The 24,313-nt window shown below is 53.6% G+C and carries 19 protein-coding genes and 1 riboswitch; of the genes, 3 read left to right on the forward strand and 16 right to left on the reverse strand.

Annotated features, from left to right (window positions below; translation table 11 throughout):
• Positions 1–372 precede the first annotated feature (372 nt).
• The 5 genes from BMW41_RS09900 to glgB all read right to left on the reverse strand — a co-directional run bounded on the left by BMW41_RS09900 (position 373) and on the right by glgB (position 6,323).
• The gene (locus BMW41_RS09900; protein ID WP_074649939.1) at positions 373–1,170 is read right to left on the reverse strand and encodes a zinc ribbon domain-containing protein; all 798 of its coding nucleotides are present in this window, start codon (positions 1,168–1,170) and stop codon (positions 373–375) included.
• A 169-nt stretch (positions 1,171–1,339) separates the two neighbouring features.
• Entirely contained in the window at positions 1,340–2,218 is an 879-nt protein-coding gene (locus tag BMW41_RS09905; RefSeq protein WP_031471937.1) for a radical SAM protein, read from the reverse strand.
• A gap of 80 nt (positions 2,219–2,298) precedes the next feature.
• Positions 2,299–3,273: a LysR family transcriptional regulator gene (locus tag BMW41_RS09910; RefSeq protein WP_074649940.1), complete on the reverse strand. Its 975-nt coding sequence runs from the start codon at positions 3,271–3,273 to the stop codon at positions 2,299–2,301.
• Positions 3,266–3,625: a GIY-YIG nuclease family protein gene (locus tag BMW41_RS09915; protein ID WP_074649941.1), complete on the reverse strand. Its 360-nt coding sequence runs from the start codon at positions 3,623–3,625 to the stop codon at positions 3,266–3,268. The genes BMW41_RS09910 and BMW41_RS09915 overlap by 8 nt, the downstream gene beginning before the upstream one ends.
• Positions 3,585–6,323 carry a 1,4-alpha-glucan branching protein GlgB gene (glgB, locus tag BMW41_RS09920; RefSeq protein WP_074649942.1) on the reverse strand — a complete coding sequence of 913 codons (2,739 nt, stop codon included), beginning with the start codon at positions 6,321–6,323 and terminating at the stop codon, positions 3,585–3,587. Before glgB ends, BMW41_RS09915 begins: the two co-directional genes overlap by 41 nt.
• A gap of 220 nt (positions 6,324–6,543) precedes the next feature.
• Between glgB and lepB the strand changes: the two genes are divergently transcribed.
• Positions 6,544–7,191, forward strand: a complete 648-nt coding sequence (lepB, locus tag BMW41_RS09925) for a signal peptidase I (RefSeq protein WP_278280347.1) — start codon at positions 6,544–6,546, stop codon at positions 7,189–7,191.
• A gap of 33 nt (positions 7,192–7,224) precedes the next feature.
• Positions 7,225–8,544, forward strand: a complete 1,320-nt coding sequence (locus BMW41_RS09930; protein WP_031471940.1) for an aspartate kinase — start codon at positions 7,225–7,227, stop codon at positions 8,542–8,544.
• Between the two features lie 197 nt (positions 8,545–8,741).
• On the opposite strand, the gene BMW41_RS09935 is transcribed toward BMW41_RS09930, so the two are convergent.
• From BMW41_RS09935 to BMW41_RS09970, 8 genes are all read right to left on the reverse strand, one after another.
• The gene (locus tag BMW41_RS09935) at positions 8,742–9,431 is read right to left on the reverse strand and encodes a response regulator transcription factor (protein ID WP_074649943.1); all 690 of its coding nucleotides are present in this window, start codon (positions 9,429–9,431) and stop codon (positions 8,742–8,744) included.
• Positions 9,428–10,957 (reverse strand): sensor histidine kinase, encoded by a 1,530-nt coding sequence (locus BMW41_RS09940; protein WP_074649944.1) that lies wholly within the window; start codon positions 10,955–10,957, stop codon positions 9,428–9,430. The genes BMW41_RS09935 and BMW41_RS09940 overlap by 4 nt, the downstream gene beginning before the upstream one ends.
• A gap of 140 nt (positions 10,958–11,097) precedes the next feature.
• Entirely contained in the window at positions 11,098–12,288 is a 1,191-nt protein-coding gene (metK, locus tag BMW41_RS09945) for a methionine adenosyltransferase (RefSeq protein WP_031471943.1), read from the reverse strand.
• A 242-nt stretch (positions 12,289–12,530) separates the two neighbouring features.
• Positions 12,531–12,672, reverse strand: a riboswitch (SAM riboswitch).
• A gap of 283 nt (positions 12,673–12,955) precedes the next feature.
• Positions 12,956–14,248: a UDP-N-acetylglucosamine 1-carboxyvinyltransferase gene (locus tag BMW41_RS09950; protein WP_074649945.1), complete on the reverse strand. Its 1,293-nt coding sequence runs from the start codon at positions 14,246–14,248 to the stop codon at positions 12,956–12,958.
• A gap of 47 nt (positions 14,249–14,295) precedes the next feature.
• Positions 14,296–16,785 carry a hypothetical protein gene (locus BMW41_RS09955; protein ID WP_074649946.1) on the reverse strand — a complete coding sequence of 830 codons (2,490 nt, stop codon included), beginning with the start codon at positions 16,783–16,785 and terminating at the stop codon, positions 14,296–14,298.
• Positions 16,785–17,711, reverse strand: coding sequence for a nucleotidyltransferase family protein (locus BMW41_RS09960; protein WP_074649947.1), 927 nt, complete (start codon positions 17,709–17,711; stop codon positions 16,785–16,787). Before BMW41_RS09960 ends, BMW41_RS09955 begins: the two co-directional genes overlap by 1 nt.
• A 67-nt stretch (positions 17,712–17,778) precedes the next feature.
• A complete protein-coding gene (locus tag BMW41_RS09965) occupies positions 17,779–18,492 on the reverse strand; it encodes a response regulator (protein WP_074649948.1) in 714 nt (237 codons plus the stop codon).
• The gene (locus tag BMW41_RS09970; RefSeq protein ID WP_083378883.1) at positions 18,489–19,673 is read right to left on the reverse strand and encodes a sensor histidine kinase; all 1,185 of its coding nucleotides are present in this window, start codon (positions 19,671–19,673) and stop codon (positions 18,489–18,491) included. The genes BMW41_RS09965 and BMW41_RS09970 overlap by 4 nt, the downstream gene beginning before the upstream one ends.
• 342 nt (positions 19,674–20,015) lie before the next feature.
• On the opposite strand from BMW41_RS09970, the gene BMW41_RS09975 reads away from it, so the two are divergent.
• Positions 20,016–20,888: a methionyl aminopeptidase gene (locus BMW41_RS09975; protein ID WP_074649949.1), complete on the forward strand. Its 873-nt coding sequence runs from the start codon at positions 20,016–20,018 to the stop codon at positions 20,886–20,888.
• A gap of 178 nt (positions 20,889–21,066) precedes the next feature.
• Here BMW41_RS09975 and BMW41_RS09980 read toward each other — a convergent pair whose 3' ends face one another.
• The 3 genes from BMW41_RS09980 to BMW41_RS09990 all read right to left on the reverse strand — a co-directional run bounded on the left by BMW41_RS09980 (position 21,067) and on the right by BMW41_RS09990 (position 24,255).
• Complete coding sequence (locus tag BMW41_RS09980) at positions 21,067–22,380, reverse strand: TRAP transporter large permease (RefSeq protein ID WP_074649950.1); 1,314 nt, start codon at positions 22,378–22,380, stop codon at positions 21,067–21,069.
• Complete coding sequence (locus BMW41_RS09985) at positions 22,377–22,916, reverse strand: TRAP transporter small permease (RefSeq protein WP_083378884.1); 540 nt, start codon at positions 22,914–22,916, stop codon at positions 22,377–22,379. Before BMW41_RS09985 ends, BMW41_RS09980 begins: the two co-directional genes overlap by 4 nt.
• 181 nt (positions 22,917–23,097) lie before the next feature.
• Entirely contained in the window at positions 23,098–24,255 is a 1,158-nt protein-coding gene (locus BMW41_RS09990; protein ID WP_074649952.1) for a TRAP transporter substrate-binding protein, read from the reverse strand.
• Positions 24,256–24,313: the final 58 nt, after the last annotated feature.

Consider the following 24,313-nt stretch of genomic DNA (forward strand, 5'->3'; position numbering starts at 1 on the left):
ATTTCCATGCTGTCTCTTCGATCAGAGCGATCATCGCCGGTGTCGCAAACACCAGCAGTGTTCCGCTTCCGACTGCCTTCGCGGAATTTTCCTCGGTAACGATCGTCTCCTGTCTGCCCTTGATTCCTGTCTCGATCATGATGCTTTTTCCTCCTTAAGAATCTGTTTCTTTCTAGAACAAAGTCCGCAAGCGGACTTCGGCTCCCCTATCCCCTCAGTCCTGAGGGGAGCCCCGCGGACTTTGCGCGCCGCCGCTGGTCACCGTTAGGTGACAGCTTCCTTACAGCGGCGTGCGCATCCTCGCGGAGCGTTTTATTTCATAGGGAATTTCGGAGAAATTCCTATGAAATAAAAACTTAATGTTAACAGTGCTTATCTCTCCGTTTTGTACCAGTTCAGCTTTCTGCCGCATTTCGGACAGATGCGCATCCCCTCGAAAAGTTCGGTGCCGCAGGTGCTGCAGTAGCGCGGAATCCGGTCCGGAATCGCCGATTTCTCCGGCTCTGCCTCTGCATTATCCGTGCCGGAGCTTCCCTTTCCGAAGCGGTTTTCTCCCGCCGCAGGATTCTCCGTCTCCGTGTTCCATACAGTGTCCGCATCCCAGGCAGCATCCGCATTCCCGGCAGTATCCGCGTTTCCGGAGAAATCCTGTGTTTCTGCCGGTTCTTCCGTTTTTTCTGTCCGCCCGTATCCGTCTTCTTTTGAAGAACCGGCGGAGGACACCGCCGCCCCGGACACCTGTCCGTTCCGGTCGGACCGGCCCGCCGCGCAGGATCCGTCCGGACAGCACGCGCTGTTTTCCGCCTGCCGGGAATAATCGCGGCGGCCGGTATCGTCCGGCTCGTCTCCAAACATTCCGCCGTATCCATAAATCGGGTTCTTCCCGTTCATATATCCGACAAAAGCCAGATCCTCCGGATCAATGTCGATGTCCTCGCCCCGCTCCAGCGCTCTTCCGCGCACCGGGTCGATCTCATACACCGCATGACAGCATTTCATCCGGACGAAATAGTGTTTTCCCCATTTAAACAGGGGAATAAAGAAGAAGCTGAAGTACCAGTAGATCACATATACGTCCCCTCGGGCTTTTTTCCCGCATTTCGGACACAGAATATCTCTCAGATATGACAATGTCTGAATGCCCTGATTCACTCCCCCGATAAAAAACATGTCTTCCTCTCCTCATATGGTTTCTTTTCAGCCGTATATTCTCACAGCCCGGACCTCAGAATGTGCGGCACGCCGGATTCGCGGCCGCAGACATATTCCTGTGTCCTTCCATTTGTATCAACATCTTACCCTAAAGCCCGCATTCTTGCAAGAAGCGGGGCCTTTTCGCCTACATCAGGTCGCCGGTCTCCCGGAATCTCCGGTACAGATGTTTTTCTCTCGCCGTGGCAACCTGTTCCAGCATCTCCGGAATGTCATCGTTCAGATCTCCCGCAAGGATCACGTAGTTCGATGCATGGTTGGTGCGGAACACCGTTCCCGGAGAGTCCACCTTTTTCAGGAATATCTCCATCTCATCCATGATCTCGTCCGGCGTGATCCGCTCGAACCGGCCGCTCACCACATCATCGTACATCTCTGTCCCTTCATACAGACGGAGCGTCAGAAAGGATGCGTATTCCGGGTTCATCTTTGAGATCAGATCCGCGCACGCCTCCGCGTGAACGCGGACTTTACCGCGCCCGCCGAGACCGGAGATCAGCGTCACCGATGTGCCGATGCCGCATTTTTTCAGTTTCTGCCCCGCCCGGATGATCTCCTCCGCGGTCACGCCTTTATGGATGTAGCGAAGAATCTCGTCGTCTCCCGATTCCGCTCCCACATAGACCAGGCCGAGACCGGCGTCCCGGAGCGCGATCAGCTCCTCTTCGGTCTTGTTCAGAATATCCTTTGCGGTTCCGTACGATGAAATCCGGTTCACAAAGGGAAATGCCGCATGAATCCGGTTCATGATCTTCACGAGGTCCTCCGTCTTCATCATCAGGGCATCGCCGTCCGCGAGGAACGCCTTGCGGAAATACGGACCGTATCCATCATCCTCCAGTTCCTGAATGTCCCGAAAGATCTCCTCCAGACTCCGGACACGGAATTTTTTCTCCTTGTACATATTGCAGAATGTGCAGGTATTATGCGCACATCCGATGGTCACCTGCAGGATCAGGCTTCTCGCCTCACTCGGCGGCCGGTATAATATTCCTTCATATTTCATGGGATTCTCCTAATGCACGATTATGCCCCTGTCCAACGCCGCAGGCGGCGTTTCAGACGGGGGCATACTTGTCTGATTCCTTATTCGGTCTCCTCCGAGGACACCGTCTCATATACTTCGTCACCAACCGCGATCCGTATAAATTCTTCCATCGCGCGGGTCATGTATTTGTTGCGCTTCTTCACAAAATGAATGCGGCGAAGGGAAAGTTTTTCATCCAGGCGATAGAAATACAGCGGCACATCATATGCGATGTGCTTTGCCAGGCCATCCGGAATAAAGGCCGCACCGATACCGGAGCAGGCCATATTGAACGCGGAAACCACACTGTCCAGTTTCAGAATGATCTGCGGCTGGAAATTGTGCATCTGCGCCATCGCCATCGCGCGCTGATAGAGATTGTTCTCGTCCTTCAGCATGACAAACGGCGTGTCTTCCATCTTTTCCAGCGGCAGTTCCGGGCAGTCCGGCTCGTTGTTTCTGCCGGTGCGAACCTCATCCTGCGTCAGCCGGTAGTCCGCAAGCCGCTCGTTGATTTCCATGCTGCGGGGCACTGCCAGAAGGATGTGTTCGGAATCATAATAATATTTCTGATAATTCCGGTCGCCGAATTCGGTATTGTCCAGGATGAGATCCAGATCCTCGCTGAGCAGCTTCTCCACCAGTTGCTGTGTCGTTCCCTCCACCAGTTCAATCTTGATCTTCGGATAGGTATGCGAAAAATCGCTCAGCATCCTCGGCAGGATAAATGAAGTGTAGAAGTTTGTTCCGCCGAGTTTCAGGCTTCCGGCGATCAGTCCGTTCAGATTGTTCAGCTGATTGACCGTGTTCTGTTCCAGCGAGAACAGCTTCTCGATCGCCTCGATATAGATCTCTCCGCTCGGAGTCAGACTGATCGGATTGGTACTGCGGTCAAAGATGGGTTTTCCGATCTTCTTCTCTACTTTCTTGATCGCCGTACTCAGCGCCGGCTGGGAAATATACAGCTTCTGCGCCGCCTTGGAAAAGCTCTTCTCCTTATATACTGCATAGACATATTCTTTTCCGTCAAACATCCGATTTCTCTTCCTCCTGATATTCTTCTCCGATTACCGCTTTGCGGCCCCTCCGTCCGGACTCGACTTCCGCTCCGCCCTCGCGGACCAGATTCTCTTTCTCGTCTTTCGTCAGTTTTTTTATGGCCGCCTCGCGGCGCATCGCCTCGTTTCTGGTTTCAAAAGCTTCATAATAGGCCAGTGTCACCGGTCTTCGGCTTTTGGTGTATTTGGCTCCCCGGCCGGAATTGTGAGCTTTCAGCCGGTGCTCCAAATCATTGGTCCATCCGCAGTAGAGCGTTCCGTCCGCACACCGGAGAAGGTATGTGAAGTTACTTCGCTCCGTCGGATTCTTCGTTCTCTCTGATGACACTTTTCTTCGCCTTCTGTGCAATCTTATCGGCCGCTTTTCCGGCGTCGGCCGCCTTTTTCTTCGCTTTCTTCGCGATCCTGTCCGCGGTCTTTCCGGCGTCGGCCGCCTTCTTCTTCGCCGTCTCCGCGATCCTGTCCGCGGTCTTTCCGGCCTCGGCCGCCTTCTTCTTCGCCGTCTCCGCGATCCTGTCCGCGGTCTTTAAAACATAGACCGCCTTCTTCTTCGCCGTCTCCGCGATCCTGTCCGCGGTCTTTCCGGCGTCGGCCGCCTTCTTCTTTGCCGTCTTTGCGACTTTATCCGCTGCCTTTTTTACCGTATCCGTTGCGGACTCCACTGTTGCAAGGATCACTTCCGCCGCCGATTCATCATCCGCAGCTTCCGCCTTCGGCATCGCATCGACAGTCTCCGCAGTCGATCCGCCGCCGGTCTTCTTTGTTCTTCCGGAAAGTTTCTTTGGCGCTTCCGTCGGGGTGCAGCTGAAGATCATGACAGCCAGTTCCGGAACATCCACTTCGATCGAGTCCTCCCGGCCGTTCCATGCTTCTTTCCTTGATGTCTTCGACCTCGGATTGCCGAGACCGGGGCCGCCGTACCGTGCGTCTTCACTTCCGAAGATTTCCTTGAATTTTCCGGCAAACGGAACGCCGACACGGAACTTCTTATGTGCCACCGGCGCAAAATTGCAGACAAACAGCAGCGTTTCTGCCGGGTCATCCGTCTTTCGGATGAATACGACAATATTCTGCTCCGCATCCATACAGTTTATCCACTCAAAACCGTCAGAATCGAAGTCTTTTTTCCAAAGTGCCGAATGCTTCCGGTACAATTTGTTCAGATCCCGTACATAATTCTGCGTATTTTTATGGATCGGGTACTCTAACAGGTCCCACTCAAGGGAATGTTCTTCACTCCATTCATCCATCTGACCGAATTCCTGTCCCATGAAAAGGAGCTTTTTTCCCGGATGTCCGGTCATGAATCCGTATGCGGCACGAAGCTCCGCATACTTTTCCTCCAGCGTCGCCCCCGGCATCTTGTTCACCAGAGATCCCTTTCCGTGAACGACCTCGTCATGACTGAGCGGGAGAATGAACTTCTCGCTGTACGCATAGATCATGCTGAACGTCAGATCATTGTACCGGCTGTGGCGGAAATACGGATCACACTGCATATAACGCAGGAAGTCGTTCATCCATCCCATATTCCATTTGTAATGGAAACCGAGAGAATTCTCCTTCACGTCGCCGGTGACATTCGGCCATGCAGTGGACTCTTCCGCGATCAGGACTGCGCCCTTTTCGCGCTCCCGGAAGACCGAATTCAGATGCTTCAGGAATTCCACCGCTTCAAGATTCTCATTACCGCCATAGATATTGGCCACCCACTCGCCCGGCTTTCTTCCGTAGTCGAGGTACAGCATGGACGCAACCGCATCGAAGCGAAGTCCATCGGCATGGAACTCTTCGGTCCAGTACAGCGCACTTCCGATCAGGAAGTTGGATACCTGCGGACGGCCGTAATTGAAGATGAGTGTACCCCAGTCCGGATGACAACCCTGTCTCGGATCTGCATGTTCATAGACGCAGGTTCCGTCAAACTGTGCCATTCCCCAGGCATCGCGCGGGAAATGTGCCGGAACCCAGTCAAGAATGACACCGATACCCTTCGAGTGCATATAGTTGACGAAGTACCGGAAATCGTCCGGCGTTCCGAACCGGCTTGTCGGTGCATAATAACCGGTCGTCTGGTATCCCCAGGAGGCGTCCAGCGGATGCTCCATCACCGGAAGGAGTTCGACATGAGTGTATCCCATATCCTTCACATATGCCGCAAGGTCATGGGCGATCTCCCGGTAATTATAGAATTCCGTGCCGAGATATGCCTTTTCCGCCTCACTTCCCTCTGCATCTTTCCGCTTCCAGGATCCCAGATGGACCTCATAGACCGCCATCGGAAGCTCATCCTGACTGTGTCTTTTCCGTTCCGCCATCCATTTGTCATCGGTCCAGTGGAACGGATCGGCACTGCAGACAACGGACGCCGTCTTCGGGCGCATCTCCGTCTGATTTGCATACGGATCGGCCTTCAGGAACGGCGCACTGTTGTGATTCTTAATTTCAAATTTATAAAGGTCCCCTGCCTTCAGTCCCGGGATGAACAGCTCAAAAACTCCGGAATCGCCCAGACGTCTCATCTGATGACGCCGGCCGTCCCAGAGGTTAAAATCTCCGACCACCGACACGCGCATCGCGCACGGTGCCCAGACCGCAAAATCAACGCCGTCCACACCATCCACGGTCTTCGGATGCGCGCCCAGAATCTTCCAGATCTCATAATGAGTTCCGGCACTGAACTTTTTCAGGTCGCCGTCTTTAATCTGCGCAGGGAACGCATATGGATCGCACATATCGCAGAGGGTTCCGTTGTCAAACAGAACTTCATAATGATAGGTTCCGATGTCCGCAAGCGGAATGAAAACCGCAAAGAAACCGCTCTCATCCACGAGTTCCATCGGATATTTCTTTCTGCTCCCATTCAGGCAGACAGAGATTCCCCTTGCTGTCGGAAGATACGCCTGCACCAGTGTACCCTTTTTCTTTCGGTGCGCGCCCAGGATCCGATGCGGGTCAGAAGACTCCGAATATGTAATTTCCTCAATTGCTTTCCAGTCCATCAGATCATACAACTTTCCATCCATATGTCTGCCTCCCGATTTTGAGTTTTACATGGCCTCCGCTTTACTTTCCATGTCAATATAATACAATATTTCATGACGATTTGAAACAACAAAAAAATCTTGCTTATTCATGTAAGTTATCTTACACTTTATAATTGTATAACTTTTCACCCGATCCCGTTATAACTTCTGTTATAACAGTTGATTTCACGGCTTAAACCGTTAAAGAAAGTGTGATAAAATGGACGACAACATGCGGAGTGAACAGAACACTCCAGAAAATGTTACGGATGGGGACCATACATCCCGAAAAAAACCGGAACCAAGCGGGAACGGATTCTGGAAGGAACTGCTGAGCTGGGTGGAGATGCTTCTCTGTGCCGCGGCAATCGCATTTTTCCTGAACCATTTCATCATCGCCAACAGCACCGTACCGACAGGATCCATGGAGAATACCATCCTGCCGGGCGACCGCGTTATGGGACTCCGGCTCACCTATACCTTCGGGGAACCGGAACGCGGCGACATCGCCATCTTTGTTTATCCGGACGATGAGGAAAAGGGAATCCGTACCTATTATGTCAAGAGAATCATGGGCATGCCCGGCGACACCGTGGATATCGTGAACGGAAAGGTTTATCTGAACGGCTCCGATACTCCGCTGAATGAACCGTACATCGCGGAAGATATGATGGAGGAGGCACCGATGCACTTCACTGTGCCGGAGGGATCCTACTTCATGCTCGGAGATAACCGCAATTACTCCAACGACTCCCGCCGGTGGAAAAACAAGTTCGTCAAACGGGACAAGCTGATCGGCAAAGTCTATTTCCGGTATTTCCCGGGAGTGGAGTGGCTGATCGACAAGAATGAAGATTATGCCCATTGATCAATATTTTAAAAGGAAGAAACGAGGCTGAATATGATCAAAGTTGTGAAATTCGGGGGAAGCTCCTTAGCAAGCAGCAAGCAGTTCCAGAAAGTCGGCGATATCATCCGCGCCGACCGCTCCAGACGTTTTGTCGTTCCGTCTGCTCCGGGAAAACGCACCAAGACCGATGACAAGGTAACCGATCTTCTCTACCGCTGCTATGACGCGGTGGAAAGCGGTCAGCCCTACGGAAAGATTTTCCAGACCATTCAGGACCGCTACAACTCCATCATCGAAGGTCTCGGCCTCAACCTGAATCTGGACTTTGAATTCAAAAAGATCGAAGAGAATTTCAACGCGAAAGCAGGCCGTCACTATGCCGCTTCCCGCGGAGAATATCTGAACGGCATCATCATGGCAAACTATCTCGGTTACGAGTTCATCGATGCGGCCGATGTCATTTTCTTCGATGAAAACGGCAATTTTGATTCCGAAAAGACCAACGAGGAGCTCGCTGAACGGCTTTCCACCATGGACAATGCCGTCATCCCGGGATTCTACGGTTCTCTTCCGGACGGAAGCATCCACACCTTCTCCCGCGGCGGTTCCGACATCACGGGTTCCATCGTCGCGCGCGCTGTTCGCGCCGATGTCTATGAAAACTGGACCGACGTTTCCGGTTTTCTGGTTACCGACCCGCGCATCGTCGAGGATCCGCTCCCGATCGATACCATCACCTACCGTGAGCTCCGCGAGCTGTCCTACATGGGTGCAAGCGTTCTTCATGAGGATGCGATCTTCCCGGTACGAAAAGAGGGAATTCCGATCCACATCATGAATACCAACCGTCCGCAGGATCCGGGCACTCTGATCGTCGAGAACACCTGCCGTAAGCCGCATTACACCATTACCGGCATCGCCGGCAAGAAGGGCTTCTGCTCCATCACAACCGAGAAGGCAATGATGAATGCGGAGATCGGCTACGGCCGCAAGGTTCTGAGCGTATTTGAGGATCTTGGCCTCTCCTTCGAGCACATCCCGTCCGGCATCGATACGATGACGGTCTTCATCCATCAGGATGAGTTCGTGAACAAGGAACAGCAGGTCATCAGCGGCATCCACCGCGCCGTACATCCGGATTCCATCGAGCTGGAGTCGGATCTCGCCCTGATCGCGGTTGTCGGCCGCGGCATGAAGAGTGCCCGCGGCACCGCCGGCAGAATCTTCTCCGCGCTGGCTCATGCCCGCGTCAACGTCAAGATGATTGATCAGGGTTCCAGTGAGCTGAACATCATCATCGGCGTGCGCAATGAAGACTTCGAGACGGCCGTAAAGGCAATCTACGATATCTTCATCTCCGCTTCCATCTGAGAATTGCGGATTGCATTTCCTGCTGAGAATCCTGTCAGAAATCAAACCAAAACAGCTTTTTGATTTTCGAGACGATTAAATTCCATCTTTCTTTCAAAAAAGAAGGACATCCCCGGCTGTGTTTACGCCTTCGGATGTCCTTCTTTCTGCATCTGTGCCTTAAAAATTAGTTGCCATCTCTGATTATGTGCCATCTCTCAGACACGGAACCGATAGCCCACGCCCCAGATCGTCTCGATATACTGCGGTTTCGCGGTGTTGGTCTCGATCTTCTCGCGGATCTTCTTGATGTGAACCGTGATGGTGGCGATATCTCCCAGAGACTCCATGCCCCAGATCTCCCGGAAGAGTTCTTCCTTGGTGTATACATGATTCGGGTTGGATGCCAGGAATGTCAGAAGATCAAACTCCTTGGTCGTAAAGTTTGTCTCCTTTCCGTTCACCCAGACTCTGCGGGCGGTGCGGTCAATGCGAAGTCCGCGGATCTCAATGATCTCGTTTTCCGGATGGCCGGTGCCGATCAGGCGCTCATACCGCGCCAGATGCGCTTTCACCCGGGCAACCATCTCGCTCGGGCTGAACGGCTTTGTGATATAGTCGTCCGCGCCGAGGCCGAGTCCGCGAACCTTGTCGATATCGTCTCTCCGCGCCGACACGATGATCAGAGGAGTATTCTTCTTCTCGCGAATCTGACGGCAGATCTCAAAGCCGTCGATTCCCGGAAGCATCAGATCCAGCAGAATCAAGTCAAAATCATCCCGCAGCGCACGCTCAAGTCCGCCTTCGCCGGTATTCTCAATCTCAACCGAAAAACCGGAGATCTCCAGATAATCCCGCTCCAGCTCCGCGATGCTCTCCTCGTCCTCTATCACAAGAATGTTGCTCATTTCCCATTTCCTCCTTCATCTGTCTGCTCCGAATCCGAAGCATATTTCTCCTCATCCTCCGCTTTCCGGAGTTCAAAGTGCATGGCGGTTCCTTTGTTCTCGTCGCTGGTCGCCCAGATCCGGCCACCATGGTCTTCGATGATCTTCTTCACGATCGAAAGCCCGATTCCGCTGCCGCCACGCTTGGAATTCCGCGATTTGTCCGTGCGGTAGAACCGCTCAAAAATTTTTCGGAGATCTTCCTTCGGGATTCCGACACCATTATCTTCGATCACCGTCTGGATGAAATCACCCTTGTCCAGAATCCGGATCGTGATGCGCCCGGGCTTTTTATCCATGTATTTCAGAGAGTTTCCGATGATATTGTTAACGACGCGCTTCATCTGCTCCGGGTCCAAAATGACTTTCACATTGTCCGCCACATTGGATCCGTAGGAGAATTCCACCCCTCTGGCATCCATATCCACGCCGACTTCCTCACTGCAGTCGCGGAAGTAATCATTGACCCGCACCTTCACAAAGTTGTACGGAATACGGTTGGTGTCGATGCGTGAATACAGTGTCAGCTCATCGATCAGGTGATCCATGTCGTTGGTTTTATTGTAGATGGTGCGAAGGTACCTGTCCAGTTTCTCCGGTGAATCCGCAATTCCGTCCCGGATCCCCTCGACATATCCCTTGATCGCCGTCAGCGGCGTTCGCAGATCATGGGATATATTGCGGATGAGCACGCGGCTCTCGCGCTCATTTTCCACTTTTTCCTCGGCGGATTCCTTCAGTCGAATCCGCATGTCCTCGAAATCCTGACAGAGAAGGCCAATCTCATTGTCGCTCTGCACTTCCAATGTGAAATCAAGGTTTCCGTCCCGGATCTGCTTGGTCGCCTCCTGCAGTTTCGAGATCGGCTGCAGGATCGTGCGGAACAGCCATGTGGTCAGGAACATGCCGGCCAGAACCATGATCATGATTGCCATCAGAATCATCTGCCAGAACATCTGACGGATTAACGGAATCAGACCGGAAAGGCTTGTCACGATAAAAACGGATCCGTAAGCGCCGTCGGTAAAGCGGAAGTCAATCTGTTTGAGCATATTGGCTTTCGCGCCGTCGATATAGAATCCTGCGCCGGTATTCTGACTCGGATCCTGAAAATCCGGAAGATCGGCGATCGTCAGGGTATCTTCCCTGTATCCGTTGTATATAATCCGGTTATTCTGCCGGACGATGATGCCGGAAAAGATTTTGGACAGCTGATCATTGACCGTATCAAGGTAACTCTTGTCCATCAGGGTATCCGGCGAACTCTTTGTCGTATCCGCCACCGCCCGGGCCGTCGTCTGCGTCATGCGGCTGAGAAGCTGGGTGGAATCGCCGAGGAGCATATCATACTGGCCCTCAACTCCGTAGGTCTCCTCAATCACATGCAGCTGATACCGCATCATTCCGGCGACCATCAGCACGATCAGAAGAAGAGGAACCACGGTTGCCGTAAAGAACGTGAGCATGAGCTGGGTCTTTATCTTCATGGGTTTTACCTCCGATTTGCCTCGTATGGAAATATTTTACCACGGAAGAAGAGGCAAATACATACACAAAGCCGCCGCACCGGATTTCCGGTACGACGGCCTGCTGATAATTTGAAAAATGATATATTTTAACGGTTTTCTCAGCCGAGATACTTCTTCAGCGTCTCTGCCTTATCGGTCTGCTCCCACGGAAGCTCGATATCAGTGCGGCCGAAATGACCGTAAGCTGCGGTCTGCTCGTAGATCGGGCGGCGAAGGTCAAGCATACGGATGATGCCGGCCGGACGAAGATCGAAGTTCTCGCGAACGATCTCAACCAGTTTCTCCTCGGAGAGTTTTCCGGTATCAAAGGTATCGATCATGATGGATGTCGGATGCGCAACACCGATTGCATAGGAGAGCTGGATCTCACACTTGTCCGCCAGACCTGCCGCAACAATGTTCTTGGCAACATAGCGGGCAGCATACGCTGCGGAGCGGTCAACCTTGGTGCAGTCCTTTCCGGAGAATGCGCCGCCGCCGTGTCTTGCGGCACCGCCGTAGGTATCAACGATGATCTTGCGGCCGGTAAGACCGCTGTCTCCGTTCGGTCCGCCGATAACGAAGCGGCCGGTCGGGTTGATGAAATACTTGGTGTTCTCATCCACCATATCCTGCGGAATCACCTCATCGAACACATACTTTTTGATGTCTTTATGGATGGTCTCCTGAGAAACATCCGCAGAGTGCTGTGTGGAGAGGACTACGGCGTCAATGCGGGCCGGCTTGCCGTTCTCGTCATACTCTACGGTAACCTGTGTCTTGCCGTCCGGGCGAAGATACGCGAGGGTTCCGTTCTTTCTTACCTCTGTCAGTCTTCTTGCCATCTTGTGTGCAAGCGCAATCGGATACGGCATAAGCTCCGGGGTCTCGTTGGTAGCAAATCCGAACATCATACCCTGATCGCCGGCGCCGATCGCGTCGAGCTCGGCATCGTTCATCTCGTTCTCGCGGGCTTCCAGCGCCTTGTCTACACCCATGGCGATGTCGGCAGACTGGTGATCCAGGATAACCTGTACCGCACAGCTGTCTGCGTCAAAGCCCATATCGGAGCTGGTGTATCCGATCTTGCGGACGGTATCGCGGACAATCTTCTGAATGTCTACATTTGCCTTTGTGGTGATCTCACCCATAACAGCAACGATACCGGTTGTGGTTACGGTCTCGCAGGCAACACGGCTCATCGGGTCCTGTGCCAGCATGGCATCCAGAATTGCATCGGAAATCTGGTCGCACATTTTGTCCGGATGTCCTTCGGTTACCGATTCAGATGTAAATAATCTTCTCTCCATTTTTGTTTATGTCCTTTCTGAAACAACGCCCTATTCATAAGAATCCCTGAACGCAAATCCACTATGCTCGACACTGCCCGGTCAAAGGGCCTTCCAGCGTTTTCTGTGTGGCTTCCTTACAGCGGCGTGCGCATCCTCGCGGAGCGTTTTGTTTCATAGGGAATTTCGGAGAAATTTCCTATGAAACGAAAAAATCAGGTCCGCGAGTGCGGACCTGATTATCATTTACGTCAAATCAAATCCTCTTATTGCTCGCTTCATCATTCATTCCGCGCTCAGGTTGGCACCTTCCGCTTCCGTCCGTACACTGACTATTGATGTGCAGACCAACGGGGTTGCCGTGACTTCATCGATCCTCTGTATCTCCATCACTCTGAATAAGGGATAATCTATAGTATGCAATTGTAAATCTGCTGTATATATCGGCAGACCGGATATACTTTATAACACAGTATTTTTTTACTGTCAAGTTTTCCGCTTTTTCCGGCGGAATCCGGTTGTTGTCTTATGCATTTCCCCGAAAAAACAGGAAAATGTTACGCCTGGAGAAATTTCCGAATGAAATGAAAAAACCGCCGGCATATGCCGGCGGCCGTTCGAGGCAGCGATTCCTCACCGCCTCAGTGATTGAATTGTCGGTTCTGCTGTCAATGGCCGGAAACTCTCCTCAGACCACTTTCATGCGGAACTTCTGAACTTCTCTGTCAGAATCCACCAGCTCGATGCAGGCACCGAGTCCCTGAAGTTTCTGATCGAAGCACTCATACCCTCTCAGAATAAAGCCGATCTCATCCACGCAGGTATAACCGTCTGCGGCAAGCCCCGCCAGAACAAGGGCTGCGCCCGCGCGCAGATCCGGTGCGATGACATCCGCGCCGGTCAGCTTTTCCACGCCCGTAATGATCGCGGAATTTCCCTCGACATGGATACTGCTGCCCATTCTGGCCAGCTCATCCACGTACTTAAAGCGATTCTCGAAAATGCTCTCCGTAACAATGCTGGTTCCCTGTGCGAGTGCCAGCGTCACCGTGATCTGCGGCTGCATATCCGTCGGAAATCCCGGATACGGAAGCGTCTTGATATTCATGTGATTCTGTCTGGAGCGGCCGACTACACGGACCGCCTCGTCAAATTCCGTCACCTCACAGCCAAGCTCAACGAGCTTTGCACTGATTGCCTCGAGATGCTTCGGAATGACATTCTGAACGGTGACATCACCTCTGGTGATCGCCGCCGCACACATAAAGGTACCGGCCTCGATCTGATCCGGAATGATGGAATACTCCGTTCCGTGAAGGGATTTCACACCGCGGATGCGGATGACATCCGTACCGGCTCCCTTGATATTGGCACCCATGCTGTTCAGGAAGTTCGCCACATCAACGACGTGCGGCTCCTTTGCCGGGTTCTCAATGATCGTCTCACCGACCGCCAGCGCCGCTGCCATCATGATATTGATGGTCGCACCGACCGACACGACATCCAGGTAAATGTGGCTGCCCCTCAGTTCATCAGCCTGCGCAAACACGATACCGTTCTCGATCCGGACTTCCGCGCCCAGCGCTCTGAATCCCTTCAAGTGAAGATCGATCGGACGGCTTCCGATATTGCAGCCGCCCGGAAGCGGAACCTGCGCACTTCTGTATTTGCCGAGAAGAGCTCCCAGGAAATAGTAGGATGCGCGGATTTTACGAATATATTCATCATCGACACTGAACTGACGGATCGTGCCCGCATGAATGCGGACGGTGTGGCGGTCGATTCGATCGACCCCGGCCCCGATCTCAGCCAATGCCTCAATCATGACATTGATATCTCGAACATCCGGCAGATTCTCGATCAGGACATCATCATCCGTCATGACCGCCGCGGCCAGAATGCCGAGCGCAGCATTCTTTGCACCGCTGATGGTAACATCACCAACGAGCGGAATGCCGCCTTTCATTATATATTGACCCATTTTTCACCTCTGTTAGCGTATACTCGGTGGGTATTATATAACAATCCTCAGGGAATTGCAAAACAAATATAATTGTTTCCGAGCGTACTGAAGTAGTGCGTGGCATCGTTGATTCCTATTTTCTCCGCTGTCGCGCCCTCTGTACCGGCTCCGCGAAGATAGGTCACATTGTCAAACTGATCATAGGCAATGATAAATCCGACGCTTCCGTCCGGGCTGATTACCGCCACCGGCTGCCCTTTCGACACAAAGTACAAAACCTGACCGAGGGAAAGGCCCCGGCCGTCCAGATAGACCGTTCCGTCTGAGGAACCGCGGTTTCCTTTGATAAAGTCCTCCACATGCGTTTTCGCGGCGGATACCGCCCCGCCGGTGGCGGAAATGGACGCGGAGGATTTCCGGTTCGCTCTCGCCCAGAGAATCCGGCCCTGCGGATCGGTCACAAGTCCCATTCTGTCCCAGGCCGCATTCACCGCATCGGCAAAGTCCACGTACACACCCTGACGTTTTCCGCAGGCATACGCGTACCAGACATCCATCCGTGCCGCATTCGATTCCGGTGCGGCAACATTGGCACTGCGTGCCTCCTGCTTCGCCGGTTTCCGGATCTTCGCGCATGCGTTTCCGTGAGTGACCGAAACATAGTAACTCCGGCCCATAACACCGTCATTATAGGTTCCAAAACCGGCACCGGCGCCGCTCTCGACGGAATTCGAGACCAGCGTGTCCTCATCGATGGGTGTGAGACCGGCTGCCGTCTTCTGTGCTCTCTGCAGGTGCACACGGCTGTCCTGAATGAACACGCCCGTCATGGCGATGCCCTCTTTCTGATACCGCGTCTCCACTTCCATCCGGTCATTCACGATCTCAACCGCATAGAGCGGGAAATCAATGATCCGTCCGTCCGACTTCCGAAGATCCGTCGATTTTCCGAGTCCGTAAACGAGATCATCTCCCACAAAACCGACGAGCCGGATCACACTGCCGTCTTCCGGGTCCTTCTGTGTCTTCTCGCCATTCGCAAAATTCATAACGGTCAGACTGTCGCCATACCAGGAGCTGTCGCCGTTCTGCCATGCAATCTTTGAAGAATCGCTGCTCACGGCGAAATTATCGGAATTGAGTCCGCTCGCCACGACCTCACTCGTTCCCTCGCTGCAGTCGACATGATACAGCGTCCCGTTCATCAGAAAATACAGGCTGTCGCTGTCCGGAAGATTCATCAGTTTTCCGGTGTCGTCCAGAAGATCGTCCGTGTCCTCATTGGACGGGATGAAAACGCGCTCCGTCAACAGCGACCGGTTCTCATCATAATGATAGATGCCGGTACCGACACTGCCTGCATGACCGTAGCCGGTCATATATCCGGCAACCGCAAAGTCCACATTTCCCTTATCATCCACGTTCAGGATACGGATTGCATGATCCTCATCGCCGGTCTGGCGGACCTCCTCCTTCTCACGGGAATTCCAAACCTGCGTGGTCTTGCTCTTGTCCGCATTCTGAAGCCACAGCGTGCCGTTGACCGTAAACGCCCGGACCTTTCCGGATTCGCTGGCTTTCGCCGAAATCCCGGTTCCGTCGGACACTCCGAGAGAGATTCTGGAGTCAGAAAATGCGCTCTCTGCTCCGTTAAACACCTGATTGACGGTGCGGTCATAGTCCATCATATAGACGCGCTCCGTCCCCTGACGCATGGTAAAGCTCTCCTCCACGTCGTAATACCGGGTCCCGGAATCACCGGAGATTGAGGAGGTATAATCCAGACTGACCACCCCAAAATTCCCGGCCAGTTCGCGGAGATGGAGATTCACCTTCTCCGGCCGCTGCATTCCGGTGTTGTGCCAGGTCAGCATGTCAAAATTATTCTTCAGTGTCTGGTGGCCGAGAGAGGAGTTGTCCGCCATCTCATTTGCTTCCAGATACGTGGTCAGAGAGGTCGCCGCCGCCTTGTCAAAGGTCTTCTCCGAAAACTCCTCGGCGAGCTTCACCATGGCCTCTTCCTGCTCCGGCGACTTCTCCGGAAGCAGAATTCTTGTGCAGTAGTAGATCTCCTGTCCGCCGGTTCCGGTCAGAATGACCGTCATATCGTATTCTTTTCCCGCCGCGATCAGATTCTCAATCGGAAGGGACGCCGTGAGCCTGCCGTCTCCGTCTTTGTTGATCTCTTTTATATCTGTCCGCTCAACCAGGTGATCCACCCCCGATTCGCGGATCTCATAGCGGGCGGACGTGACTGCGCTGTCCTGCCCGTCAATCCAGATTTTCAGATTCCGGTCTTCCGGCAGAACCGTCAGATCCGGACGTCCCGAATCTGCCCGTTCCCGATCCGTGTACCCGCACGTCGGGTTCATTTCTCTGCCGCAGGACTGGAAGCTGATCACCGGTACCTGCCCGCCGGCCACCGAAGTAAAGACTGCTCCGTTATCTTTATTCCGGCTGTCGGCCTTCGCCCCGCGGACATAGGCCGCAGCTCCGAGAGCTGCCACCGTAACCGCACAGGCCGCGGCAAGCACTATCTGTGTTTTTTTCTCCATCAGCTGTACAGTTTTTCAGGGTAGACGCCTTCGGCGATCAGCCGGGCAAATGCCGCCGTTACGCTCTCCCTGTCCTCTTTATATGTTACGCCGAACCAGCGGTCCGGTGTCTCCAGTACCCGGACTCTACCGGTTCCGTTCTGGATCTGCTCATCGATCATTGCCGGCAGAAGATACTCCGCCTTTTTTCTTCCTTCCTCACTCAAACCGTCGAGGAATTTCGGAAATCCTTCTGCAAGGACATCCAGAAAGCGCGGGGTCAGCCCCCACATGTTCATGGATACGTGCTGATCTTCCCGCACCGCAACCGGATTGCCTTCCGCATCCGTCGCCTCCATGCCGTGTTCCGTCCGGCGGATGTTATATGTCTCCGTAACTCTGGCGAGTGTTCCGTCCTCCCGGACCTCACAGACACCGCGGGCCACGCCGCCGTTTTCGCTGAGTGTGTTTTTGAGCATAAAGCCGCCCATGCACATATCGATATATTCCGCGTTCTCGTCCATCTCATGGACCATGTAGTCATGGATCCGGCGGAATCCTTCTTTTCCGTAGTAATCATCCGCATTGATCACGAGGAACGGCTCATGGACAATGCCGCGGACCGCCAGAACCGCATGACCGGTTCCCCAGGGTTTGTTCCTCTCCGCCGGTGCGGTGTACCCCTCCGGAAGATCATCCACCTCCTGATAGGCATAGGCAACCGGAATGATCTTCGCGATGCGGTCACCGACGATCTCCTTAAAATCAGCTTCCAGATCTTTTCTTATAATAAACACGACCCGGTTGAACCCTGCCTCCATCGCATCGTGGATCGAATAATCCATGATAATCTCGCCGTTCGGGCCCATCGGAGTCAGCTGCTTGATTCCTCCGCCGAAACGGCTTCCGATCCCCGCAGCCATGATCACAAGTGCTGTATCTTTCATTGTATTATTTCCTCATTTATCATATTCGGAACATCGTCCGTTCCTCCAAAACATCCAACGTATTATATCACACGGCCGACTCATCCTCAATCATGCGGTATCCGATCCCCATCTCGGTGAAGACGTACTCCGGCTCGGCCGGATTGCTCTCCAGTTTGCGGCGGATATGTGCCATATTGACCCGGAGAATACTGTTGTCACCGTCCGCATAGGGGCCCCAGATCGCCCTGATGATGGCGTCATACGTCATCACTCTCCCTCCGTTCTGCGCGAGAAGGGCAATGATCCGGAACTCGATCTGTGTCAGATGGATGGGTTCATCTCCCTTCAACACCAGATGCTTCTCGAAATCGATGGTGAGATCCCGGGCGTGAAACGGCTTCGTATAGAGCTCGGCACCGGTCTTCAGCCGGTTGCTGTGGCGAAGTGCCGTGCGGATCCGGGCCATCAGTTCACCCGTTCCGATGGGCTTGCTGAGATAGTCGTCCGCTCCCGCGTCCAGCGCGCGGACCTTTTCGTCCTCCTGGGTTCTGGCACTGATCACGATGATCGGGACGCTGCTCCACTCGCGGACTTTCTCAATCACTTCCATTCCGTCGATATCCGGAAGTCCGAGATCCAGCAGGACCACATCCGGCGCATGGGAGGCAATCATGGACACCGCCTCTTTTCCCTTTGTGGCCGTCTCCGTGTGGCACCCCTCCGCGCTCAGGAACGTCGTGATAAAATCGCATATATTCTTCTCATCTTCTACGATAAGTACTTCCAGTTTCTGACTCATGATCCATCATCCTCATCTGTCTTATACTGTCCCCGCGGCAGACGGAAGCTGAATTCCGCCCCCGGTTCCATATTCCGCACCCAGATCTCACCGTCATGGGCCCGCACGATCGCCTTGCAGATCGAGAGCCCGATTCCCATCCCTTTTCGCACATCTCCGGTGTTGTTCGGCTCCGACGTCGTGCCGTCAAAAATGGTCCGGATCCGCTCCGGCGGGATTCCCACGCCGTAATCCCGCACATGGAAAATGATACCTTCCCCGTCGGATTCCACCGTCACATCGATGGCCTGCTTCGTTCCGGAATGCACGATGGAATTCTCCATCAGATTGATCAGCACCTGCTCGATCAGAATGGCATCCATCGGGATCATATAAAATTCTTCCGGAAGTCTGGCACGGACTTTTGCCCATGGGATCCTCTTTTTCAGCCGGGCAATGGCACCTTCCAGCACCTCTTCCACCGGTTCCGGCTTCTTGTTCACCTTCGCCGCGTTGTCGCTGTTGATGCGGGTGACGGAAAGCAGATTCTCCACCATGTTCAGCAGCCAGTCCGAATCTTCCCGGATGTGGCGGATCAGCCCGTTCTTCTGTTCCTCCGTCATGTCGCCGCCATTTTCCAGATAGACGGTGCTGGAACCGATAATACTGGTGAGCGGCGTCCGGAGATCGTGGGAGACCGCCCGGAGAAGATTCGCGCGCATGCGCTCTTTCTCCGCTTCCATCAGCTTCTTTTCACGGTCCTGCAGTGCCTGCGCCTGCTCCTTCATATTCGTGATCATGGCACTCGTCACGCTGGAAATCGAGAACATCGCAAGGAAGGTCATCGGATATCCCGTCATCGTAAAGTTAATCTGATTGTACGGGAAGGTATAAAAATAGTTTACGGCGATGACCGCCGCGAAGCTGGCCGCCAGACCGTAACGGTAATTCTTTGTGGTTCGTGCGACAAAAAAGACTGCCACCACATAGACCAGCGCGATGTTGGCCGTGGGGTTCTCCATATGTTCAAAGAAAAATGCCGACACCGCCGTCGCCGCCACCAGAAGAAGAAACGCGACACACCAGCCGTTCATCCGCTCAACGATCGGCGGGATGGTGACAAACATCTTATAGATCAGCTGCTGGAGCGGTCCGCGGGCGGAGCCGTTTTCCGGCCTTATCTCTTCTTCCGTCTTATGCATCCCTTTTCCTCCTTCCGGTTTGCGTTTTTTTCATGGATTCTGCTCATTTCTGAAACTGCCGTTTCATCTTCGCATACTTTTCTCATTATACACAGAAGCGATCAAAATCGGAAGCCGCGCCGCACCTTCGTTTCGTTGCTTTTTTGATATCTCTGTGTTAGACTCTTTCACGGAAATCCGACGGATCGCCGCACTCAGACAATCGGTTTTCCGCCGGACGCCAACGATTTTGAATACGATACCCGACCGATCACACCGGTTACGGCGTATCCGCGCCGGTGTGCATTCTGTCATACGGAAATCAATACCGTCATCCGCCATAGAGAAGAAAGGAAGATCATCATGAACAGACCGGGAAGAAACGATACCTGCTGGTGCGGTTCCGGCAAAAAATACAAGCAGTGCCATCTGGCTTTCGATCAGAAGATCGAAGATTTTGAGCGCAGAGGCTATCTTGTTCCGGATCACAAACTGCTGAAGACACCGGCCCAGATCGAAAAGATCAAAGCCAGCTGCAAGGTCAATATCGCCGTTCTCGACTATGTCGAGCAGCACATCAGGGCCGGCATCTCCACCGAAGAGATCAACGACTGGGTCAACAAGATCACCTACGACATGGGCGCAGTTCCGGCCGACCTGAACTACGAGGGCTATCCGAAGAGCGTGTGCACCTCCATCAACGAGCAGGTCTGCCACGGCATCCCGTCCAAGGACATCATCCTGAAGGACGGCGACATCATCAACGTTGACTGCTCCTCCATCCTTGACGGCTATTTTTCCGACTCTTCCCGCATGTTCTGCATCGGAGAGGTTTCCCCGGAAAAGAAAAAGCTTGTGGATGTCACCAAGGAAGCGGTCTACAAGGGCCTGGAACAGGTGAAACCCTGGGGCTTTATGGGCGACATGGCGGAGGCCGTGCAGAAGCACGTTGAATCCAACGGCTTCAATGTGGTCCGCGAGATCGGCGGGCACGGTGTCGGCCTGGAATTCCACGAGGATCCGTGGGTCGGCTACCGCGGAAGACGCGGCACCGGCATGCTCCTTGTTCCGGGCATGATGTTCACCATCGAGCCGATGGTCAACATGGGCCGCGCAGATGTATACACCAGTGACGGCGACAACTGGGCCGTCTACACCGAGGACGGGCTTCCTTCCGCACAGTGGGAGATTCAGGTTCTCGTCACCGAGGACGGACACGAGGTTCTCTCCTGGTAATCTCTCTTTTTCGAACACGGAACAGCATTTCATCCGTTCCAAATACGGAGCAGCATTTCGTCCGTTTCAAATACGGAACTGCATTTCGTCCGCTTTTCCGGCGACATAACGTGAACGCCCCTGTACCGTTTTCCGGCGCAGGGGCGTTCTGCATATGGGTGCTCTTATGAGGTACTTATCATCCTGCTGCCAGGTTGGGAATGAAGGTGGAAACAGCAGGAACGTAAGTCGTGAGAATAACTACGATGAGCGCGGCAAATACGAACGGAAGTACATCTTTGATGATGTCCGTATATCTCGCCCCCGCAATCTTCTGCGCCATGAATACCGACGAGCAGAACGGCGGGGTGATGAAGCCGACACTCAGGTTGACCAGAATGATCGCGCCGAAATGAATGGTGTCAATGCCCATTGCGGTCGCGGTCGGAAGAAGAAGCGGCACAATGAGAAGAATCGCCGCGTTGATGTCAATCAGCATACCGCAGATCAGGAAGATCACATTGGCAAATACCAGAAAGATGTATGGGCTGGAGATATGCGCTGTCACGAAATTCTTGATTGCGGTGGAAATACCGATCATGGAGATGATACGTCCGGAGCAGTTCGAAAAACCGATCAGGATGCAGATCGTCGCGGTGGAAACCGCCGCTGCAACCGTCATCTTATAGAAGCTGGAATCCAGATCCTCTCTCCTGGTGAGGAATTTTACAAAATAGAAGATCAGTCCGTATCCGACTGCCGCGGCGCCGGCCTCGGTCGCCGTAAAAATTCCGCCGTAGATGCCGCCGAAAATGATGATCGGCATCACCAGTGCGGGAAGTGACTTTGTAAATGAGGTTCCGATGTTCTTGAAATACAGTGCCGCCGTGATGTGACTGGTATCCCGCTCTTCCCTGCGGCCCTGCTTCAAATAGTTGATGGTCATGAAGAACAGGATGCAGAGGATTGCCGGTCCGACCGTGCTGAGCCATACCGCCGAAATGCTGGCCGAAGCGCACAGGCCGTACATGATGCCCGGAACCGACGGCGGAATCAGAATTCCGAGGAAGCTGGAGGCAGCCGCCAGCGCCGCACAATAGCTGTCCGAATAACCCTTTTTCTTCATTTCCGGGATCATGATGCCGCCGATGCAGCTGATGGTCGCCATGCAGGAACCGGTCAGAATACCGAAAGCCGCACTGGTGAGAATCGTGACCGCCCCGAGAGAACCGCGGAGACGTCCGACGATAGAGTTGATAAAGCTGACGAGTGCATTGGCAATGCCGCTGTGCTGCATGATGATGCCGGCATAGATGAACAGCGGAACCGACAGAAGCGGGAAACTGTCCAGACCGGAGAATGCAACGGTGCCCATGGCTTCCAGTTTGATCTTGTCCACCAGAATGACAATCAGCGTCGCGGTGCCGATGGCATATCCGACCGGGACTTTGACAAACATCGCAAAACCGATAAACACTGCGATGAAGAGAAGTAATAATATAAACGGACTCATGCTTCCTCTCCCTCCTTCTCTTTCTCCCCGGCCTCATAGTCATAGAACATTCTGCAGATATTGTGATAGATCATCAGCAGGATTCCGATCAGTACAAAGCTCATCGGGATCATCATATTGATGTGCATACTGGCCGATACCTGCGGTCTTGCCGCAATTTTCTGAAGATACTGGATGTAAATGACGCCGAAGCAGATGATAAATGCCTCCGTCACCAGAACGGAAACCCGGTTGAATTTCTTCATGAATCCGACCGGTTCCTTCGAATGTTTCTCCACCAGCGTGTCAACCAGATCGATTCCGATATGGCCGCCGTTGATAAATGCACGGCCGGAACCCACATAGGTCAGTGCGATAAATAAATACCGGGCCAGTTCCTCGCACCATGGCGTCGGAATCCGGAGAACGTAGCGCCCGATAATCTGAATCAGGATACTTCCCGTCAAAACGATCAGAGCGGCAAACAGGAAGAAATCCTCCAGTTTCGTGATGCCATGCTCGAACTTCCGGGCCGAATCATATTTTGCCATCTTCATTTCCTTTCCCTCCGTACGGTATCATCGGATACCCGCTCATGACCCGGCAGAGCGGATCATGAGCGTATTTCCGGCTGCCGTGCAGCCATTCCCCCAAGTCATCTCTCCGTGCAGCATACTGTCAGAAAATCCCTCATACCGGGAAACCTCCCGCCCGGCGGATTTCCGGAGCCCAGACTCATCAGACGGAGAAATCCTTCTTGATCTTCTCGATGATGGATGCGTCGTACTGCTTGGAATAGGAATCCCAGAGAGCAACCGCCTTCTCCTTCAGCGCATTGTAGAAATCGCTTCCCTTTTCTACTTCATATACCTCAAAGGAACCGTTCTTCTGACCCTCTTCCAGAATCTTGTCGGTTGCCGCACGCATCTCTTTGCGCATGTATGCGCCGGCTTCGGTCGCTGCCTGTTTGAAACATGCCTGCTGCGCCTCGGTCATTCCGTTCCAGAAATCCTCGGAAGTAACAATGGACGCGCCGGAATACATATAGTTCATGATCGTGATGTATTTCAGCCGCTCCATAACGCCCATGGAATCCATGTTGGAGATGGAGTTGTCCACGCCGTCAACCGTGCCCTGCTCCAGTGCCGCCAGCGTCTCGGATGTCGCGATCGCCGCCGGGATTGCTCCGATTGCGGTGTAGAAATCCTGAACCGCCTGGGTCTCCGGAACACGGATCTTCATGCCGTTGATATCATCCATGGATTTGATTGCCTTCTTCACGTTTCCGCACTCACGGAAAGCATTCTCGGTGGCAGCGACGCGGACAATGCCCTGCGCGGCCATCTGTTTGGTCAGCTCCTCGCCGATCCATCCGTTGATGTAATACTGGTCAACCTGATCGTAATCGGTCAGCATATACGGAAGCCATGCCCATCCGAGTCCGCCGATGGCGGAGTCGATACCCATATCGGAAATCAGTCCGCACTCCAGCGTGCCGAGCTGGATCATTTCCGTCTCCTCACGCTCGCCGCCAAGGGATCCGGCCTCAATCTTGGTCCCCTTGATGGTTCCGCCGGAATATTTGTCCGCCAGCTCGATCAGCATATCCATCGTCTTATCCTGAATCTGCGCGCCGGCATGCGTATTGGTTACCTGGAATGTGACCTGCGGATCACCGGATGCGTCCGGAAGCGAGGCGGAGCCGGCATCCGCTGCCTTTGTCTCCTCACTCTTGGATTCTGCCGCTTCCGCCGCGGTCTCAGCCTTGGACTCTGCTTTTGAATCCGCTGCCGCTGCTGTCGTTGCCGCCGCAGAACCGCCGCAGGCCGCCAGTGAAGTCATCATCATTCCTGCAAGCAGCATCGATGCGATCCGTGTTCCAGTCTGTTTTCTCATAAGATTACCCTTCCCTTTCTGTTCGCCGCGCTTTGTCCTCTCCGCGCTCCGGCGTCTA

This window comes from [Clostridium] aminophilum (assembly GCF_900101295.1).
Classification (GTDB): Bacteria; Bacillota; Clostridia; order Lachnospirales; family Lachnospiraceae; genus Clostridium_R; species Clostridium_R aminophilum_A.